This is a genomic window from Nonomuraea diastatica (genome assembly GCF_004349015.1).
GTDB lineage: Bacteria > Actinomycetota > Actinomycetes > Streptosporangiales > Streptosporangiaceae > Nonomuraea > Nonomuraea diastatica.
The window spans coordinates 1-19,043 of record NZ_SMKP01000044.1 but is presented as its reverse complement, the minus strand read 5'-3'; the positions used below and the strand labels follow the sequence as shown (position 1 = coordinate 19,043).

17 protein-coding genes are annotated in these 19,043 nt (G+C 71.1%); 7 read left to right on the top strand and 10 right to left on the bottom strand.

The window, feature by feature from the left end; all coding sequences use genetic code 11:
* Window positions 1–2 precede the first annotated feature (2 nt).
* Both E1294_RS17410 and E1294_RS17405 read right to left on the bottom strand, forming a co-directional pair.
* A complete protein-coding gene (locus tag E1294_RS17410; protein ID WP_132509577.1) occupies window positions 3–1,586 on the bottom strand; it encodes an ABC transporter substrate-binding protein in 1,584 nt (527 codons plus the stop codon).
* Window positions 1,586–2,794, bottom strand: a complete 1,209-nt coding sequence (locus E1294_RS17405; RefSeq protein ID WP_132509576.1) for a dipeptidase — start codon at window positions 2,792–2,794, stop codon at window positions 1,586–1,588. The genes E1294_RS17410 and E1294_RS17405 overlap by 1 nt, the downstream gene beginning before the upstream one ends.
* A gap of 128 nt (window positions 2,795–2,922) precedes the next feature.
* On the opposite strand from E1294_RS17405, the gene E1294_RS17400 reads away from it, so the two are divergent.
* The gene (locus E1294_RS17400) at window positions 2,923–3,924 is read left to right on the top strand and encodes an ABC transporter ATP-binding protein (RefSeq protein ID WP_132509575.1); all 1,002 of its coding nucleotides are present in this window, start codon (window positions 2,923–2,925) and stop codon (window positions 3,922–3,924) included.
* Entirely contained in the window at window positions 3,908–4,933 is a 1,026-nt protein-coding gene (locus E1294_RS17395; RefSeq protein ID WP_132509574.1) for an ABC transporter ATP-binding protein, read from the top strand. Before E1294_RS17400 ends, E1294_RS17395 begins: the two co-directional genes overlap by 17 nt.
* Before the next feature lie 27 nt (window positions 4,934–4,960).
* Here the strand turns inward: E1294_RS17395 and E1294_RS17390 are convergent, their stop codons facing one another.
* The 6 genes from E1294_RS17390 to E1294_RS17365 all read right to left on the bottom strand — a co-directional run bounded on the left by E1294_RS17390 (window position 4,961) and on the right by E1294_RS17365 (window position 10,869).
* Window positions 4,961–6,559 carry a fused response regulator/phosphatase gene (locus E1294_RS17390; protein WP_246083075.1) on the bottom strand — a complete coding sequence of 533 codons (1,599 nt, stop codon included), beginning with the start codon at window positions 6,557–6,559 and terminating at the stop codon, window positions 4,961–4,963.
* Window positions 6,556–8,238, bottom strand: a complete 1,683-nt coding sequence (locus E1294_RS17385; protein WP_246083074.1) for an ATP-binding response regulator — start codon at window positions 8,236–8,238, stop codon at window positions 6,556–6,558. The genes E1294_RS17390 and E1294_RS17385 overlap by 4 nt, the downstream gene beginning before the upstream one ends.
* The gene (locus E1294_RS17380; RefSeq protein WP_132509573.1) at window positions 8,208–9,212 is read right to left on the bottom strand and encodes an ATP-binding SpoIIE family protein phosphatase; all 1,005 of its coding nucleotides are present in this window, start codon (window positions 9,210–9,212) and stop codon (window positions 8,208–8,210) included. The genes E1294_RS17385 and E1294_RS17380 overlap by 31 nt, the downstream gene beginning before the upstream one ends.
* Before the next feature lie 78 nt (window positions 9,213–9,290).
* A complete protein-coding gene (locus E1294_RS17375; protein ID WP_132509572.1) occupies window positions 9,291–9,692 on the bottom strand; it encodes an ATP-binding protein in 402 nt (133 codons plus the stop codon).
* Entirely contained in the window at window positions 9,689–10,054 is a 366-nt protein-coding gene (locus E1294_RS17370) for an STAS domain-containing protein (RefSeq protein ID WP_132509571.1), read from the bottom strand. Before E1294_RS17370 ends, E1294_RS17375 begins: the two co-directional genes overlap by 4 nt.
* On the bottom strand, window positions 10,054–10,869 hold the full coding sequence (locus tag E1294_RS17365) for an STAS domain-containing protein (RefSeq protein ID WP_246083072.1): 816 nt from the start codon (window positions 10,867–10,869) through the stop codon (window positions 10,054–10,056). Before E1294_RS17365 ends, E1294_RS17370 begins: the two co-directional genes overlap by 1 nt.
* Before the next feature lie 159 nt (window positions 10,870–11,028).
* Here E1294_RS17365 and E1294_RS17360 point away from each other — a divergent pair, with 159 nt between their 5' ends.
* Entirely contained in the window at window positions 11,029–11,808 is a 780-nt protein-coding gene (locus E1294_RS17360; RefSeq protein ID WP_132509569.1) for an alpha/beta hydrolase, read from the top strand.
* Window positions 11,809–11,896: 88 nt separating this feature from the next.
* On the top strand, window positions 11,897–12,571 hold the full coding sequence (locus E1294_RS17355; RefSeq protein WP_132509568.1) for a biliverdin-producing heme oxygenase: 675 nt from the start codon (window positions 11,897–11,899) through the stop codon (window positions 12,569–12,571).
* Between the two features lie 9 nt (window positions 12,572–12,580).
* On the opposite strand, the gene E1294_RS17350 is transcribed toward E1294_RS17355, so the two are convergent.
* Window positions 12,581–13,720 (bottom strand): Fic family protein, encoded by a 1,140-nt coding sequence (locus E1294_RS17350; protein WP_132509567.1) that lies wholly within the window; start codon window positions 13,718–13,720, stop codon window positions 12,581–12,583.
* 110 nt (window positions 13,721–13,830) lie between these two features.
* Between E1294_RS17350 and E1294_RS17345 the strand changes: the two genes are divergently transcribed.
* Both E1294_RS17345 and E1294_RS17340 read left to right on the top strand, forming a co-directional pair.
* A complete protein-coding gene (locus tag E1294_RS17345; protein ID WP_132509566.1) occupies window positions 13,831–14,439 on the top strand; it encodes a TetR/AcrR family transcriptional regulator in 609 nt (202 codons plus the stop codon).
* Window positions 14,440–14,452: 13 nt separating this feature from the next.
* Window positions 14,453–15,877 (top strand): MFS transporter, encoded by a 1,425-nt coding sequence (locus E1294_RS17340; protein ID WP_132509565.1) that lies wholly within the window; start codon window positions 14,453–14,455, stop codon window positions 15,875–15,877.
* A 16-nt stretch (window positions 15,878–15,893) separates the two neighbouring features.
* On the opposite strand, the gene E1294_RS17335 is transcribed toward E1294_RS17340, so the two are convergent.
* The gene (locus tag E1294_RS17335) at window positions 15,894–17,126 is read right to left on the bottom strand and encodes a cytochrome P450 (protein ID WP_132509564.1); all 1,233 of its coding nucleotides are present in this window, start codon (window positions 17,124–17,126) and stop codon (window positions 15,894–15,896) included.
* Window positions 17,127–17,281: 155 nt separating this feature from the next.
* On the opposite strand from E1294_RS17335, the gene E1294_RS17330 reads away from it, so the two are divergent.
* A complete protein-coding gene (locus tag E1294_RS17330) occupies window positions 17,282–18,661 on the top strand; it encodes an FG-GAP-like repeat-containing protein (RefSeq protein WP_132509563.1) in 1,380 nt (459 codons plus the stop codon).
* The last annotated feature ends 382 nt before the right edge of the window (window positions 18,662–19,043 follow it).

Here is a 19,043-nt window from a genome sequence, read left to right as displayed (position 1 = left end):
GATCAGCCCGCCGGCTTCGCCGCGGCGAGGGAGAGCGGGTTCAGGATGGACAGCAGCTCGCTCGGCATCGGCTTGAACCCGGTCCACTTCGTGGAGTAGGCGATGTTGAACGTCTCCACGTACAGGACGTTGTCGTAGACCTGGTCGTGGATGATCCTGGCGGCCTCCTGGATGGGCTTCTTCGCCTCCTCCTGGGTGAGCGCCCGCTGCGCCTGGTCGATCAGGTCGTCCAGCTCGGGGTCGCTGACCTGGGCGTAGTTGATGAACCCGCCGCTCTTGAAGGCCAGGCCCAGGTTGGCGGGAGGGTTGTCCATGACCGCCCACGAGCCGGCGTAGATGTCGAAGTCGCGTTTGAGGGTCTTGTCGAGGTACGTGTTGCGCTCCAGGCCCTGCAGCTTGATCGTGATCCCGGCCTTCTTCGCCGCGTCGCGGACCATGGGGGCCCAGCGGGCGATGTTCGGGTCGGCCTGGTCGTAGATCATGTTCAGGCTCAGGTTGCTCACGCCCGCCTCGGCCAGCAGTTTCTTGGACTGCTCCGGGTCGAAGGCGTACTCCTTCGACGCCGGGTCGGCGTAGTCGGGCAGCGAGGGGGTGAGCACGCTGGAGTTGGAGGACTTGGCGAAGCCCTTGAGCGCGATGTTCCTGATCGCCTCGTAGTCGACGGCGTGCGCGAGCGCCCTTCGGACGCGGACGTCGTCCAGCGGCTTGCGCTTGGTGTTGTACTGCAGGTGCGCCCAGCCCAGCGACGGGATCTGCTGGAGCTTGACCTTGGGGTCGTTCTTCAGCTCGGCCGCGGTGGCGGGCGGCAGCACGTTGCCGATCAGGTCGATCTCGCCGTTGCGCAGGGCGAGCACCTCGGTGTTCACGTCGGGGAAGACCCGGAAGACGACCTCCTTGATCGCCGGCTTGCCGGGGCCGAAGTCGTCGACGCGCTCCATGATGTAGCGCTGGCCGCGCTCGGCCTTCGTCAGCTTGAACGGGCCCGCGCTCACCCAGTCGGAGTCGTTGGCGAACTTCTGCACGCTGGGCGCCTTCCCGAACACGTGCTTGGGCACGATCGGCAGCCAGAAGCCGACGTTGTCCAGGAACGTGCCGTCGGGACGGCTGAGGGCGAACTCGACCTCGGTTGGCGAGACGGCCTTCGCCTTGTCCAGCGCCGTGATGAGCCCGGCGACCACGCCGAACTTCTCCTTCTGCACCGCCGTCACCGAGAACACCACGTCGTCGGCGGTGACCGGCTTGCCGTCCGACCATTTCATGTCGTCGCGCAGCTTGACCGTGGCGGTCTTGCCGTCGTCGGAGTAGGACCACTCGGTCGCCAGGTAGGGGACGCGCTTGCCGGCCCCGTCCATCTGGGTCAGGTGCGGGTACATCAGGCTGGTGACCCAGGAGTCCGTACGGCTGTTGCCGACCAGCGGGTTGTAGTTGACCACGTCGGCGGTGGTGCCGATGGTCAGCCGGCCGGCCTCGGCGGGCGCGCCGGACGAGCCGGTGGACTCCGACGAGCCGGGCACGCTCGGGGCGCAGGCCGCGGTCAGCGCGACGGACAGGGCGGCCAGCGCGCCCACGACAGTGGCACGTCTCATCAGATCCAGACCTCTTCCAGCACGCGCATGACGTTCCCGCCGACCACCTTGGCGATCTCCTCGTCGGAGTAACCGCGGGTGACCAGCCAGGCGATGATGTTCCAGAAACACTCGGCGGGGTTCTCCAGGCCGTCGACGTACGGCACCTTCTCGTAGGCGATGCCGGCGTGCGCCTCGTTGAGCGACAGATGCTCGGCGAACGTGTCGTGCAGCCCGACGTGGTCGCCGAAGAGCGTGTCGGGGCCGAACGCCACGTGGTCGATGCCGACCAGGTCCACACAGTACGTGAAGTGGTCCATGACCGACTCCAGGCTGTGGCGGGGGTGGTCCGGCGACAGCGTCGTGTGCGGGGCCGCCTCCAGGCCGATCACGCCGCCGCGCTCGGCCGCCGCCTTGATGACGGAGTCGGGCTTCATGCGGTTGGTCGGCCAGACCGCGCGGGCTCCGGCGTGGGTGATGAGGATCGGCTTGGTGGAGTGGCGGATCGTGTCGAGCGAGGTCTGGTCGCCGGAGTGGGAGACGTCGATGGCGATGCCCAGCTTGTTCATGCGGCGCACGGCCTTCTCGCCGAACAGGGTCAGGCCGCCGTCGCCGCGCTCCTTCAGGCCGCTGCCCAGGGTGTTGGCCTCGCTGTAGGCGATGCCCATCTGCCGTACGCCGAAGCCGTACAGCATGTCGACCCTGTCGACCTCGTTCTCGATCATGGTGGCGGCCTCGAGGGCGAGCACGAGGCCGATGCGGCCGCTCGCGTGCGCCTCGTGCACGTCGGCCAGGCGCTCGACCTTGATGACGTAGTCCTGGTGGGCGAGGTCCGACAGGCGCATGCCGATGTCGGCGACGACGTCGTTCCACTTCCAGCCGGCCTGGCTGGTGATGCAGCAGGTGCCGTCCATGAGGTTGTCGAAGACGACGGTCATGCCGGAGCGGGCCAGGCCCGCGTACCCGGTGTGGTGGCGGGCGGTGCGGTTGTAGTCGACGGTCTGGCTGATGTCGTCGGGGAAGACCGAGGGGTGGTCGTGCAGGGAGACGACCAGGTTGTCGGTCAGCAGGCGGCGGACGCGTTCGGACTGCTCGGTGGTGAGTTCGGGCCCCTGGTACGCGGGGACCCGGCCGAGCTCGGGCGCCAGGTCGAACGCGCGGTAGTCGGTGCCGACCTCCAGATATTCGTAGGAACGGTAGCCCTTGTAGCTCTTCGCGGCTTCCAGCACTTGATATCCCCTCTTGTCCGATTGCCGGAAGTTTGCCAGGATCAGGCGCATAAAACAACATCAATGGTGATTTTCGGCGTCAGAGCAGGATCGAACGCCAGCATTCGTCACCACGAGGAAGGGGTGCGGTGAGCGAGTCACCGGTTCTGGAGATCCGCGACCTCCACGTCACGTTCACCGCGCGCGGGCGGGAGATCCACGCGGTGCGCGGGGTGGACCTGACCATCGAGCGCGGCCGGACGCTGGCGCTGCTCGGCGAGTCGGGCTCGGGAAAATCCGTCACCGCCAAGGCCGTCATGGGGCTGCTCGACCAGCCAGGCGTCGAGGTACGCTCGGCGGTCGCCCGCCTCGGCGGCCGTGACCTGCTCACCATGTCCGCCGAGGAGCGCCGGGCCCTGCGAGGCAGCGCGATGACGCTGGTCTTCCAGGACGCCCTGTCGGCGCTCAACCCGGTGCTCAGCGTCGGCGACCAGATCGGGGAGCTCTTCCGCGTCCACCGGGGCCTGTCGCGCAAGGAGGCGAGGGCGCGCTCGGTCGAGCTGCTCGACCTGGTGGGCATCCCGGCGGCGGCCACGCGGATCGGCGACTACCCCCACCAGTTCTCCGGAGGCATGCGGCAACGCATCCTCGTGGCCATGGCGGTGGCGCTCGAACCCGACCTGATCATCGCGGACGAGCCGACCACCGCGCTCGACGTGACCGTACAGGCGCAGATCCTGGAACTCATCGACCGGCTGCGACGCGAGCTGGGCACCGCCGTCCTGCTGATCACCCACGACCTGGGGGTGGCGGCGGAGGTGAGCGACCGGGTCGCGGTGATGTACGCGGGCCGGCTCGTGGAGAGCGGCCAGGCCGAGGAGCTGTACGACCTGCCCGCCCACCCGTACACGGCCGCGCTGCTCGCGGCCGTGCCCGACCTGGACAGGCCGGCGGCGGAGCTGCGCGCCATCCCCGGCGCGCCGCCCAGCCCCGCGACCGCACCGCCCGGGTGCTCGTTCGCGCCCCGCTGCCGGCGGGCGAGCGACGTGTGCACGAGCACGCGCCCGGCGCTCGTGCCGCTGGAGACCGGCGCCGGTCGGTACGCCGCCTGCCACCACGTGAAGGAGATGCTCGATGGCGCCCCCGCCTGATCCCGCCACTGCGGCCGCCATGCAGACCACCGGGCCCGGCGAGCCGGTGCTGCGTGCCACCGGGCTGCACAAGACCTACCGCGGCGGGATCCTCTCGCGCGGCGGGGCCGTACGCGCGGTCGCGGGCGTGGACCTGGAGCTGCGCGCCGGGGAGACGCTGGGCATCGTCGGCGAGTCCGGCTGCGGCAAGTCCACCCTGGCCCGCATGCTCGTCGGCCTCGAACGCCCCGACCAGGGCGAGGTGACCTTCCGCGACCGGCCGTTCTTCAGCCGCGGCGGCGTGCCCCGCGACATCCGCCGCCGCGTCCAGATGGTCTTCCAGGATCCGCTCACCTCGCTCAACCCCCGCATGACCGTGCTCGACATCGTGGCCGAGCCGCTGCGCGTGCACCGGCTGTGCGCGGACGCCCGTGCCCTGCGGGACCGGGTGGGAGAGCTGCTGTCGCTGGTGGGCCTGCCGCCCGAGCGGATGAACCGCTACCCGCACGAGTTCTCCGGCGGCCAGCGGCAGCGCATCGGCATCGCCCGCGCGCTGGCCACCGAGCCGGACGTGATCGTGTGCGACGAGCCGGTCTCGGCACTGGACATGTCGGTGCAGGCGCAGGTGGTCAACCTGTTCGCCGAGTTGCAGCGCACGCTCGGGGTGGCGCTGGTGTTCATCGCCCACGACCTGGCCGTGGTACGGCACGTGTCGCACCGGGTGGCCGTGATGTACCTGGGCCGGCTGGCGGAGATCGGGCCGGCGGCCGGGGTTTACAGCAGCCCCGCGCATCCGTACACGATGGCGCTGCTGTCGGCGGCCCCCGCGGCCAAGCCGCGGCTGCGGGGCCGCTCGCGCATCATGCTGGCCGGCGACCCGCCGAGCCCCGTGGCGCCGCCGCCCGGCTGCCGCTTCCACACCCGCTGCTGGAAGGCCACCGACCGGTGCGCCGAGCGGGAGCCCGCGCTCGAGCCCGTCTCCGGGGACGGCCACGACGCCGCCTGCCACTACGCCGAGCGGCCGTCCTGAACGCGGCGCAGGCACAAACGCCCCAGCTCACGGATCACGGCGCAGGACGACCAGCGCGACGTCGTCCTCGCGCACGCCGAACGCCCCCAGCATGCGCTCGGCGAACTGTTCCAGATCGTTCTCGACGGTCTCCGCCAGCCGCCTGGCGACCTCCAGGCTGTCGTCGAGCGGGGTGTCGCGGTCCTCCACGAGCCCGTCGGTGAACAGCAACATCGTGCCGCCGGGCGGCAGTTTCAGCCGGTCGACCTCGTAGCGCTCCGGCATGACGCCCAGCAGCAGGTTGCCCAGGCTGTGGTAGGCGGAGCCGGGCCCGGCGAGCAGCGGCGGGATGTGACCGGCGTTGGCCAGCTCGACCTCGCCCGTAGCCGGGTCGATGAGCACCATGCAGACCGTGGCGGTCACGCGCGGGTGATAGCGCCGCATCATCCGGTTGAGCAGGTCGAGCGAGGCGCTCAGGTCGGCCTGGGCGATGAGCGTGGCGCGCATGGCGTGGCGGATCTCCGCCATCACGGTCGCGGCGTGCAGCGAGTGTCCCTCCACGTCCCCGATCGCCACCAACACCCGGTGGTCGATCGGCAGCACCTCGTAGAAGTCGCCGCCGACCTCGACGTTGTCCACGGCCGGCTGGTAGCGCATGGCCACCTGCAGGCCGGGCACGTGCGGGATGCCGATGGGCAGCAGGCTGCGCTGCAGGGTGAGCGCGATCGCGTGCTCCTCGGTGTAGGCGCGCAGCGCGTCGACGGCCAGCGCCAGCTGCTGGCCCACCTGGCGCAGCAGGTTGACCTCGTCGGCGTCGAGCGGCGGGCCGATCAGCACGCCGAGGTAGACGGGCGACCTGGACTTCCTCGTCCGGCAGAGCACGCCGGAGCTGGGGCCTTCCGCGCTCACGCCGGGCAGGAGAGCGCGCCAGCCGGCGGCTTCGACCGTGAACACCTGGGTTTGCGCCGCCCCCTCCGGCGCCATCCGGGAGAGCCGGTCGAGCACGTCGGGACCGGCCGTGTGGGAGGTGGCCTGCTCGCCCGGCCGGGCGCAGTAGCGCCGTATCCAGCCCTCCGGCAGCAGCGCCAGGGCGACGCAGAAACGGCCGAGCAGGTCGGCCGTGCCCTCGGCGGCCACCGCGAGCACCTGGTCGAACGTCTCCGCCTCGTTCATCGAGAGCGTCACGTCGGCCAGCCGGGCCAGCCGCCCGGCCATGAGCTCGGCCCGCCACCGCGCCCGGTAGTAACGCAGCATGGCCCGCACGGTGGCGGCGAACTCGGCGGGCTCGATCGGCTCGATCAAATACGCGTCGGCGCCGCGCTCCAGCCCTTCGGCGCGGTCGGCCACGGTGATGGCGTTGGCCGACACCTGGACGACGGGGATCGACGCGGTGGCCGGATCGGCCTTGATCCGCTCGCACACTTCGAACCCGGGCATGTCGGGCAGTCGCACGTCGAGGACGACCAGGTCGATCCGCTGGCCGGCCAGCTTCCGCAGCGCCTCCTCGCCGCCGCTCGCCTCGACCACGCTGTGGCCGGCCCTGCGCAGCCACCTCGCGAGGATGTAACGCTTGGTGGGTGTGTCGTCGACCACGAGGACGGTTCCCGGCTGAGCGTCCGCCACGGGGACGGTTCCCGGCTGCGTCACGCTTCGCCCCCTCTGGCCTGGCGAATGGCCTGGATCAGCTGATCCCTGCGCAGCCCGTGCTTGGACAGGACCGTTCGCCCTTCGGGCGCGTGCTGCGGCTCCACGGTCACCACGACCGCGGGGATCCGGCTCAGCCGATCGTCCTCGGCCATCCGATGGAGCAGCGCGTGCCCGTCGACGCGCGGCATGAGCAGGTCGATGAGGATCACGTCGGGCGGCTCGGCGGCCATCGCCTCGAGGGCGGCCGCGCCGTCGGCGGCCTCGTCGACGTGGACGGCGAAGCCGTGCAACATGCGGCGGGCGGCGGCGCGGAACACCTCGTCGTCGTCGGCGACGAGCACCCGCTCCAGCTCGGGCGGGCCCCCGTGGTGCGGCAGCCTGAGCGTGGCGGTGGTGCCCTCGCCCGGCGTGCTGGACAGTTCCAGCGTACCGCCGAGCGCCTCGGCCAGCCTGTGCGCGTACGGCAGGCCCAGGCCGGTGCCCCTGGCCTCGACCTGGAAGGAGCCCGGCACCTGGTAGAAGTCCTCGAACACGCGCTTCAGGTGCTCGGGCGGGATGCCGATGCCGGTGTCGGCCACCGTGATGACGACTTCGCCCCTGTCGTCGTCCGCGCGGGCCTCCAGTCGCACCTCGCCGCTCCCGGTGAACTTCAGCGCGTTCGACAGCAGGTTGCGCAGGATCGTGACGAGCATGCCCTCGTCCACGTGCAGCGTGGCGGCCTCGGGTGCCACGTGGTGGCGTAGCTCGACGCCGCCGCGCTCGCTCGTCGGGCGCATCGTCACGTGCAGGTGCTCCGCCACCTCGGTCAGGCTGATCCTGGCGGGGTGGGGGTCGAGGCGGCCCGACTCCGCCTTGGCCATGTCGAGCAGCTCGCTGACGAGCGCCAGCAAAGTCTCGGTCGCGTTGCCGATGAGCTCGATCTGGTGGGCCTGCTCCTCGGTCAGCGGGTCGCCCCCCGGGCCTGTCAGCAGCCGCACCAGGCCGATGACCGAGTGGAGCGGGGTCCGCAGCTCGTGGCTGACGGTGGCCCAGAAACGGTTCCTGGCCTCGGTGGCCTCGCGGAGCTGGCTGGACTTCTCATCCAGCTCCGCGTAGAGGGCGACCACTCCCCTGTTGGTCTCCTCCAGCTCGGCCGACAGCTGGTTGTACATCGCCAGCACGCCCGTGTTGGTCTCCTGCAGCTCGGCGTTGAGCCGCAACACGTCATCCAGGGTCGCGGCCAGCTCCCTGTTCTGCTCCCGTAGCTCGTCGAGGACGGAGACGGGTGCGAGCCGGGCCAGCCCGTCGCGGATGTCGGCGATCAGGCCGTGCCACGGCCGCGGCCGCAACCGCTTGGCGAGCGTGACGTGCCCGTCGCCGAGCTCGACCTGGTCGACCAGCCGGCCCGCCAGCCTGACGCCCTCGGACCCGCCCAGGCCGGATCGTTTCTCGTGGTTCAGGGTGATCAGCAGCTCATCGTCGCCGAGCGCGATCACCGCCGCCGCGCCGGGGCCGTAGACCTCCCTGCCGACCTCGCTGAGCGCCGTCGCCACCCGGATCTGGTCCTGCGGCTCGAGCCCGGCCAGCTCGGCGGCCGCGCGGCCGAGGCGGCGCAGCACGAACACGTCCTGCCCGGCGTCGAGCCGGACGCGAATGAGCTCGGCCGCCTTCACGGGCCCGGCCTCGCCGCCACCACGCACGCGTCGTCGCGCCTGGTCCCGGCCTCGCGCAACAGGCACGCGGCGATCACCGCGGGGGTGCGGGCGAACAGCCCGGGTACGTGCGCCGGGTCCCAGCGTTCCGACAGCCCGTCGGAGTGCATGATCACGGTTGCGTGGCCGGGCAGTTCGTACGTGTGCTGCCGCAGCCGCGCCCCCTGGTGGCCGGCGATGCCCGGCACCGACACCATGCCCTTGCGTCCCTGGGCGTGCGCGATCCACCCGGAGACGTTGCCGAGCCCGGCGTAGGCCACCGTACCGCCGGCCAGGCGCGCGACCGCGACCGCCCCTCCCCTGGTGACGCCCATCCTGCGGTGCAGGTGATCCACGATGGCCAGCGGCTCCTGCTCGCACACCTGCAGGAACAGCTCGACGGCCAGCTGGGAGGCCTGCGCCGCGATGTGGCCGTGGCCCAGCCCGTCGCACACCATGGCGGTGGTGGCGGCGCCCGTCGTGGAGATGGCGAAGGAGTCGCCGCACACCTCCTCGTCGCCGATGGGCCGGGTCAGGCCGCTGGCCGGCGCCGGCGGAGCGGGCCGGCGGCTGGCGGTGAAGTGCATGGCGAGCACGGTGCCCCTGCCGGGCAGGGAGTGCACGTCGTAGCCGGCGGCGATGCGGGCGATGGCGCCCATGCCGATGCCGAGCGTCCCGGAGGAGGAGTAGCCGTCGCGCAGGGCGCGGGCGATGTCGGCCATGCCCGGCCCCGTGTCGAAGGCGATGAACTCCACCGTGGCGGGGGCCTCGGGATGGAGGCGGACCAGGACGCTGCCCTCGACGGCGTGCTTGACGAGGTTGGACACCGCCTCGCTGACGGCCACGGCCGTCTGCCCGACGAGCGTCGCGTCGAACCCGGCCCGCTCGGCCAGCTGCACGGCCCGCCGGCGTACCGCGCCCACCGCGCTGGGGTCTTCGGCGCGGATCCACGCCTCCATCCGCCGGCTGGTCACGTGACTCATCTCCGGGCTCATCTCCGGCATCTCCGAGCACATCTCCGGGCCCGTCCTCGGGCCCATCTCGTCACCGGGCCCATTTCGTCACCGGGCCCATTTCGTCACCGTCACCGTCGTGCCTTTTCCCGGTTCGGAGAGCAGGTCGAACTCGTCGACCAGCCGGCGTGACCCGCCGAGCCCGAGCCCCAGGCCCGTACCGGTGGTCCAGCCGTCGGTGAGCGCCCGCTCGACGTCCGAAATGCCCGGCCCTTCATCGCTGACGACCAGCTTGAGCCCGCGCCTCGGCCCGTTCTCGACGACGTGGGCGCGCACCTCCCCCCGCCCCGCGTAGACCAGGGCGTTGCGCGCCAGCTCGCTGGCGGCAGTGATGATCTTGGTCTGGTCGATGAGGGAGAGCCCCACCTCGATGGCGGCACTCCTGACGAGCCGGCGTACCGCCACGACGTCGGCACTGCTCGCGATGGCCGCCTCCCGTTCGGCGGTCACGGCGCCGCGCCCCTGACGTGGTCCAGCAGCGCAACCCCTCTCTCCAGGTTGAGCGCGGTACGGACGCCGCCGAGCGAGAGGCCGAGCTCCACGAGCGTGATCGCCACGGCCGGCCGCATGCCGACGACCACGGCGTGCGCGTCGAGCAGGCGGCACATCTCGGCGATCGTGGCCAGCATCCGCCCGGTGAACGAATCGACGATCTCGACGACGGAGATGTCGATGATCACTCCTCTGGCCCCGCGCGCGACGACCACCTCGGCCAGGTCTTCCTTCAGGGCGAGCACGGTCTGGTCGTCCAGATCGACCTGGATGGAGACGAGCAGCAGGTCGCCGAGCTTGAGAATGGGCACCCGATCCACTACGCCTGCTCCGCCCGTACGGTGACGCGCGTGGCCGGCCCGCCGCTCACCTGCACGCCGCTGCGTCTGAAGGCGTGGGCGAGCGCGTCGGCCAGCGACGTCTTGGTCACGATGTCGCCGAACTCGATGCCGAGCGTGACGATGGTGTGCGCGATCTGCGGGCGGATGCCGGAGATCACGCATTCCGCGCCCATGAGCCGCGCCGCGAACACGGTCTTGAGCAGGTGCTGGGCGACCTGCGTGTCGACGGCGGGGACGCCGGTGATGTCGATGACCGCATGCTCGGCGCCGGTCTCGACCAGCGTCTCCAGCAGCTTCTCCATGACGACCTGGGTGCGGGCGGAGTCGAGCGTGCCGATCAGCGGCACCGCCACGATGCCGTCCCAGAGCTTGACCACCGGGGTGGACAGCTCGAGAAGCTGCTCGGCCTGATCCATGATGATCTTCTCGCGGGCTTCCGCGTACGCCTCGAACGTGAACAGGCCGAGATCGTCGATGAGGCGGGCGAACCGGATGAACCCACGCAGCACCTCGTCGTCGGCGTGGGTGACCACGATCTCGTACAGGGCCCCCTTCAGGCCGAAGACGGCCTTGGAGGTCTCGGCGGGCGAGTAGCCGGCGCGAGCCCGCGACCGCGACAGCTCGGCGAGCAGGCCGCGCAGGTCGGCGAGGTCGCGCCCACCCTCCTCGACGGCGCGGAGGACGGCGCGGTAGAGCTCCGCCAGCTCGTCGCGCCGCGCGCTGACCGACTCCGTCCAATGGCGGATGACCTGCTCCTCATGGGTGCGGAGCAGCTCTCCCAACCGCCGTTCCACGTCTGCATGATCGGACAAGGTCTCTCCAGAGGGGACTCTCGATGTGCCGTCCGGCATCCCCGGTACACCTCCCCTGCCCAGAGTCACCCCCGAGTACTACGCGCAGGTTCAAACCGTACGGGGACGCGGATGACCCGGCGGCCTCCATAACGTCGCGGCATGTTCAGAAACCTCGCCCTGGCCGGGCTTGTCGCGACCGGCGCGTTCCTGCTGTTGCCGGCGCCGCCGGGCGGGCGGCTGGTGAAGATCTACGGAGACCTGAAGACGGCCGACCGGGTGGCGGTCATCGTGCCGGGCGCGGACACCACGGTGAAGACGTTCGACGACGGCCCGGAGCGGCCCGGCGGCGCGGCGCGGGCGCTGCTGGCCGAGGCCGCCCGGCTGGCGCCGCACGAGCGGCTGGCGGTGGTGGCGTGGCTGGGCTACGACGCCCCGCCCACGCTGAGCCTGGGCGCGATCGCCTACGGCGCGGCCGGCGAAGGGGCCGGCGAGCTGCGCCGCACCGTCGCGAAGTTGCGCGGGCGCACGGACGCGCCGGTGACGCTGCTGTGCCACAGCTACGGCTCGGCGGTGTGCGCCAAGACCGTGCCCGGCCTGCCGATCTCCGACCTGGCCGTCTTCGGCAGCCCCGGCGTCGATGCGCCGTCGGCCGCCGCGCTGACCGCTCCGCCGCGCACGGGGTCCGTCCTGGCGTCGCACGGTGTGCCGGCCCGGCCGCGTGTGTGGGCGGGGCTCGGGGCGAACGACTGGATCAGGTTCGTGCCCAAGGCCAAGCTCGGCCCGCTGGGGTTCGGCACCGACCCCATGAGCACCGCTTTCGGCGCCCGCGTGTTCGAGGCGGGCTCTGGCGGGCACAGCGACTACTTCGCGCCCGGCACCGCGTCGCTGCGCAACCTGACCCTGATCGCGCTGGGGCGATCCGAGCAGGTCACCGGTTGACCGGGGGCTTCCCGGGGTAGGAGGAGCTTTGATGACATGGTGTCGTCATCAGCTTGACGCCGGCGGGCGCCGTTTGTGACACTTCGTCATGAAAACACCAGCGAAATTGGGGTGGGCTGTGACGACGTCGTTCTCCGAGAGCTTGAGAAAGGCCACCTGGGCCGACCACGAGTCGGCCGAGTCCGAGGGCTATCTCGCCGAGCTCATGGCCGGCCGGTTGAACGAGCACGAATACGGCGAGATGGTCGCCCAGCACTACTTCGCCTACACCGCGCTCGACGGGGTGTCACGGGAGCTGGCCGAGCATCCGGTGGCCGGCCGCTTCGTCTTCCCCGAGCTCTACCGCGAGCCCGCCCTCGAACGCGATCTGGCCACCGTCTACGGGCCGGGATGGCGCGACCGGATCACGCCGTCCGCGTCCACCGGAGCCCTCGTGGCGCGCATCCGCGAGACGGCCGGCTGGCCGGGCGGCTACGTCGCCCACCACTACACCCGCTACCTGGGCGACCTGTCCGGCGGGCAGTTCATCCGGATGGAACTGCAGAAGATCTACGGTTACGCCAAGGGCGGGGGCGTCGACTTCTACTTCTTCGACGAGCTGGGCAGCCTGCCCCGGTTCAAGACCGAATACCGGTCCCGGCTCGACGCGCTGGAGATCGGCGAAAGCGAGCGGCAGCGCATCATCAGCGAGGTCAAGCTCGCCTACCGGCTCAACACCGCGGTGCTCAGCGAGCTCTTCCACACCGTCCGGGCCGCCGCCTGACCGGCGGCTCTAGCCGGCTTCCTCGCGATAGGGGTCGCGCAGCGGGGCGGCGCGACCGGCGAAGTCGGCCTTGATCTCGGCCATCCGGGGACCGGCCTCGTAATAGCGGCCCTTCGTCTCACCGTAGGGCCGCAGCCAGCCCTTGGTGGCCAGGTCTCGCAGGTCGCGGGCGGCCTGGCCCTGGCTCAGGTCCTCGTCGGCCTGATAGCGGCTGCGGCGCAGGCGCCTGCTCACGAACGCTTCGTACAACGCCGAGACGCACCGCGTGTTGAGCCCGTCGGCGTCGACCTGCTCCTCCAGCAGGGTCCAGATCTCGCCCGCCTCAGCGAGCCGGCGCCGGACGCGTTGCGCCTGCATGTGATGCGCCTTCAGGCAGAACCGCACCCAGGGAAGGGTGTCGCCGTGCGGGCTCCACCGGCGCCCGCCGACCGTGCCGAGCACGTCGTAGTATTCGACCTTCGTGCGCTGCTCCCCCAGCCATTCCTCGATGGAGGCGAACTCGGGGGTGGTGATCCGGTCTCTTCCCAGCACGAGGGTCTGCAGGGCACGCGACATGCGGCCGTTGCCGTCGCGCCACGGATGGATGTTCACCAGGTTGAGGTGGGCCATCGCGGCCCGCACGTAGCTCGGTGCCTCCAGGTCACCTTCGTTGAGCCACGTCACGAGCTCATCGAGAAGCCCCGGCACGACTTCGACGTCCGGCCCTTCGTAGACGACCTCGCCGGATCGTCCATTACGGACGAAGATGCTCCCCGGCCTGATGACGCCGGGCGTCTTGTGCCGGTTGTGGCCGATCATCATGAAGTTGAGCGCGTTGAGCACGCCCACGTCGTAGCGGAACGCGGGCGCGCACGACAGCAGCGTGATGTAGGTCAGCGCCTGCTGGTAGCCGGCGATCTCCTTGGCGACCGAGGCGGAGGTCTCCAGAGGCTCCTCCCCCGCCATGATCGACTGGATGTCCTCCACCCCCGCCCGGTAGCCCTCGATGGAGTTGGAGCCCTGGATCGCCCGCGCCTGGAGCTGCCGGCGGAGCTGGCCGTCCCATCGATGGGTCTCGGCCAGGCGGAATCGCAGATCCTGCCGCATGTCCTCGATCTCGGCGAGCACCGCCTTGTCGGCGGGGTCGAGGGCCGGTGTGCCGTAGAGCATGAGGCCATGGAAGCATAGTCGAATCATTCACGCAAACGAGTGAATGATTCGCATAATATGTCGGGTCTGTTCCCTCAGACGAGATCGCCCGCCCGCCGTACCATGGGCACATGCCCCGCATCTCCGCCGCCACCATCGGCGAGCACCGCGCCCAGACGCGCGACCGCATCCTGCAGGCGGTCTCGCGGCTGTCCAGGGAGCAGGGCATCGACGCCATCTCCATGACCGACGTGGCCGGCGAGGCCGGCATCACGCGCACCGTCCTCTACAACTATTTTCCCGACAAAACCGCGCTGCTGCTGGCGTTCACCGAGCGGGTGACCCGCTACTTCATCGACAGCTACGAGCGGGAGCTGCCCGCCGACGCCTCACCCGCCGACCGGTTGCGGGCCTTCGTACACCTCCAGCTGGCCGGGCTGCTCGCGCATCCGCACCCGGGGGCCGCCGACCTCAGCGCGGCCCTCGGCCCCGACGCCTACCAGCGGCTGGCCGAGCACGTCGCGCCCATGCAGCGCGTCCTCGTCGAGATCCTCCAGAGCGGCCAGGCGTCCGGGGACTTCCAGGTGCTCGACGTGCCCGCCACCGCGCGGATGGTGCTCGCGGTCATCGGCGCGGAGCGAGTGCCGCTGATCAGCGGCGACGTGACGGTGGAGGCGGCCGCCGAGCTGGTTTCCGCGTTCGTGCTGCGGGCCCTCGGGAGCGAAGCCGGGCGGCGGTGACAGGATTGGGCCCATGACATCCGGGCCCAACGAGCTCCCGGCCGGCCACACTGCGGGCGACCACGTCGGGCTCAGGTCGGCGCGCGGCCGCTGGATCATGTTCGCGACGGTTCTGGGCTCGGGCCTGGCGCTGCTCGACAGCACCGTGGTCAACGTCGCGCTACCCTACCTCGGCAGGGAACTCGACGCGGGCATGGCGGGGCTGCAGTGGACGATCAACGCCTACACGCTCACCCTCGCCGGGCTGATCCTGCTCGGCGGCTCGCTCGGTGACCGCTACGGCCGGCGCACGATCTTCGTCATCGGCGTCGTGTGGTTCGCCGTGGCCTCAGCGCTGTGCGGGTTGTCGCCGAGCATCGAGTTCCTGATCGGGGCAAGGGCGCTGCAGGGCATCGGCGGCGCGCTGCTCACGCCCGGCTCTCTGGCGATCATCCAGGCGTCGTTCGTCCGGCACGACCGGCCGCGCGCCGTGGGCACGTGGTCGGGGCTCGGCGGGGTGGCCAGCGCCATCGGGCCCCTGCTCGGCGGGTGGCTGGTGCAGACCGCCGGGTGGCGGTGGGCGTTCCTGATCAATCTGCCGTTCGCGGCGCTCATCGTCTTCGTCGCCCTGCGGCACGTGCCCGAGAGCAAGGACGAGCAGGCCGCGGGGCACTTCGACGTGCTGGGCTCGGTCCTCGCGGCGCTGGCGCTGGCCGGGATCACCTACGGGCTGATCCAGGAGGGCGCGCCGGCGCCGCTGCTCGCCGGGCTGCTGCTGGGGGCCGCGTTCGTGGCGATCGAGGTGCGCAGGTCGCCGGACGCGCTGGTGCCCGTCGGCATCTTCCGCGACCGCGTGTTCACGGCCGTCAACGTGGTCACGCTGATCATGTACGCGGCCATGGGCGTGGTGTTCTTCCTGCTCGTGGTGCAGCTCCAGGTCGTCTCCGGCTTCTCCCCCATCGCCGCCGGGCTGGCGATGCTGCCCACGACGATCCTGATGATGCTGCTGTCGGGCCGGGCCGGTGAGCTGGCCAAACGGATCGGGCCGCGCTGGCCGATGACGGGCGGGATCCTGCTGGCGGGCGCCGGTTTCCTGTGGATGAGCACCATCGGCTTCGGTGCGTCCTATCCCCTCCAGGTGCTGCCCGCGGTGTTCGTCTTCGGGCTGGGGTTGTCGGGCGCGGTAGCACCGCTGACCGCGACCGTGCTGGCCACGGTCGAGGACCGCCACGCGGGCACGGCCAGCGGCGTCAACAATGCGGTGGCCCGCACCGGCAGCCTGTTCGCGGTGGCCGCGGTGCCGCCGGTGGTCGGCCTGGTCGGCGACGCGTTCGAGAACCCGCCGGTGTTCGACGCGGGCTTCAGGATGGCGATGCTGATCAGCGCCGGCATGATGGTGGTGGCGGCGCTGATCACGTTCTTCACCATCAGGTCGAACGTCCTGGTGTCCGACGACTGACGACGACCGGCGACGGCTAGAGGGTGAACGCCTGGCTGCGCACGCTGTTGTCGAAGTTCGACAGGAGCAGCTCGGGCTCGCCGACCGAGCGGATGCCGGGCAGCCGGGTCAGCAGCTCGCGGAACATCGTCCGCAGCTCCTGTCTGGCCAGGTTGGCGCCGAGGCAGAAGTGCGGCCCGGGCCCGCCGAAGCCGACGTGCGGCTTGGTGTCGCGGATGATGTCGAACGTGTCGGGGTCGGGGAAGACCGACTCGTCGCGGTTGGCCGAGCCGTAGAACAACACGACCTTGTCGCCCTTCTTCAGCTCCAGGCCGCGCAGCGAACAGTCCTCGGTGACCGTGCGCCGGAACTGCATGATCGGCGACACGTAGCGGACCATCTCCTCGATGGCGCCGTTGATGTGCGTGTCGAAGTCGCTCGTCAGCAGCTCGCGCTGTGCCGGGTTGTCGGTGAGCAACTTGATGCCGTGGGCCATCGTGTTGCGGGCCGTCTCGTTGCCCGCGACCAGGAGCAGCGCGAAGAACGAGCCCAGCTCCTTGTCGGTCAGCTTCTCCCCGTCGGGGTTGGCGTTGACCAGGAGGGAGACGAGGTCGCCCTTGGGGTCGGCGACACGCTCGTGGCCGAGCTTGATGACCATGCGCTGCAGGGCGAGCAGGGCCAGCATGTTCTGGCCGGCCATCTGGACGCTGCGGGCCAGGCTGGGCCGCACGCCGGTGTAGGCGGTGGAGATGTCGACGTGCTGGTGCACCTTGGCCCGCAACTCCTGCGGGATGTCGAGCATGTCGCAGATGACGTGGATGGGCAGCCGGGCGGCGACCTGGGAGACGAAGTCGCGCGGGCCGTCCTTGATGACGTCGTCGACGATGCGGGCGCAGGCGGCCTCGATGTCGCTCTGCAGGCCGGCCAGCATCTTCGGGCTGAACGAGCGGGTGACGATCCTGCGCAGGCGGGCGTGGCGCGGATCGTCCATGTTGACCATCGACTCCCCGAACACCTGTTTCACCCAGCCGGGCGGCTCCGGGTTGGTGACGGCGGGCTCGCTGGAGAACACCTTGGCGTTGCGGCTGGCCTCGACCACGTCCGCGTGGCGTACAAGGGCGTAGAAACCCTTGCCCGAGCGGAGGAGCGGGACCTTCTTCTCCGGAAAGAACACCGGGAGCTCCAGCTGGCGGAGCCGGGCGAACGCCTCGTTGCGCTCCTTGAGCGGCTTGCGCCAGAAATCCAGATCAGCGAGGTCGATGTCGTCCACCCGACTATCCTGGCACGCTCCCGCGCCGCTCCCGACCCGGGAAACCCCGCGCTCACAGGGCTCCTCGCGGGCGGCAGGTGATGTGCATCCTGCCCTCCTGGCCCGTTCTCGTGCCGTTCAGGCGTGGTTCGACCTGCCTGGTCATTACTTCCGGTATGAACGCTGTGCTCGCCGCCTGCCTGGTTCTTCCTCTCGCCACGGGTACGGCCCCCGCCACCGCCCGTTCGTGTGGCGGTCAGCCGCTCGACTTCGACGCCGACGGGCGGCCCGACCTCGCCGTGGCCGCGCCCTACGACGCCTCCAGAGCCGGTTCCGTGACCGTGACGTACGGCTCGGGCGAGACGGCCAAGCTCGTCCAGGACGACGCCGAGCCGGGTGACGCGTTCGGCTCCGCTTTGGCCGTCGGCGACTTCAACGGCGACCGGTGCGCGGACCTGGCCGTGGGGGTGTCGGAGGAGTTCACCGGTGAGCGGGTGCCCGGCGGCGACGGGAACGGGGTCGTGCAGATCTACGACGGCTCCCCCGAAGGGCTGGTCGCGGGCCGGCGGCTGGCGCCCGCCAAACCGTCCAGCGACCGCTTCGGCGCGGCCCTGGCCGCAGGCGACCTCGACGGCGACGGCAGGGACGAGCTGGCCGTCGGCTCGCCCAGCCACCGGTCGGGCGGGGCCGTGACGGTGTACTGGATGAAGGGGCGCGAGCCGTACCAGATCACGCAGAAGACGCGGTGGGTACGGCAGGCGGCGCGCGTCACCGACCAGTGGGGCGCGGCGCTGGCCACCGGCGACTTCGACGGTGACGGCAAGGACGAGCTGGCCGTGGGAGCGCCCGCCGACACCCTGAGCAAGGACGGGCAGGGCTCGGCCACCGTCATCGACGTACGCGCGAAGCGGGCCCGGCTGCTCACGCAGAGCACGCCGGGCATCAAGGGCGTCGCGGAGAAGTGGGACGGGTTCGGGGCCTCGCTGGCCACCGGCGACTTCAACGGCGATGGCAAGGACGACCTGGCCATCGGCGTACCCGGCGAAGGGCTCACCGCGAACCAGCGGGCCATGGATTACGGCGACGGCACCGTGGACGTGCTGTACGGCTCGCGCCGCGGGTTGCGTACCGACCGGACCGAGGCCTGGTCGCAGAACACCCTCGACGGCAAGCCCCGCTACTACGACCGGTTCGGCGCCTCGCTGACGGCCGGGGACTTCAACGGCGACGGCAAGGACGACCTGGCCATCGGCGTGCCCGGGGAGAAGGCCGTCCAGGTGCTGGCGGGACGTGCGGCGGGCGGGCTCACGCGGAAGGGGAACCTGCTGGTCAAGGGTAAGGGGCGCGACTTCGGCGCCTCGGTGACCGCGCTGCCGGGGTGGGGTGACGGCTACCGGCCGCTGACCCGGCGGCGCCCGGTGCACGCGCTCGTGGTGGCCGCACCCGGCCAGGGCCTCGTCATGTACGCGCCCGGGTCGCGCAGGCCGGGCCTGCGGCTGGGCAAGATACGCCCGCTCAGCGAGGGCTCCGGCCTGTACGGCTACACCTTCGGCTGACACCACCCGCGGCTGACGCGGTCGCACCGGTACACGTCCCGCACGCGAGGGCCGGGACGCCCACCCGAGCCCGGCGGCTCATCGCCGGGCCCCGGCGTGACAGCCGCACGGCGGGCGCGGAGCACGGCATCGCCGCAGGGCGGGCGCGGAGCACGGCATCGCCACACGGCAGGCCCGGAGCACGCCGACACCGAACGCAGGCGCAGCGTCCCCGCGCCGGGGGTGCGGCACCGCGCACGGCGCCCTGGCATGCGGCGCGGGCTCGGCGCCCCCATGACGAGGCGCGAGGTCCGCGCGGCGGGCTCGGCATCGCCCGGCGAGGCGTGAGGTCCGCGCGGCGGGCGGGGGTTCGCGTCGGCGGTCGGCCGGGAGGGCCGCGGTC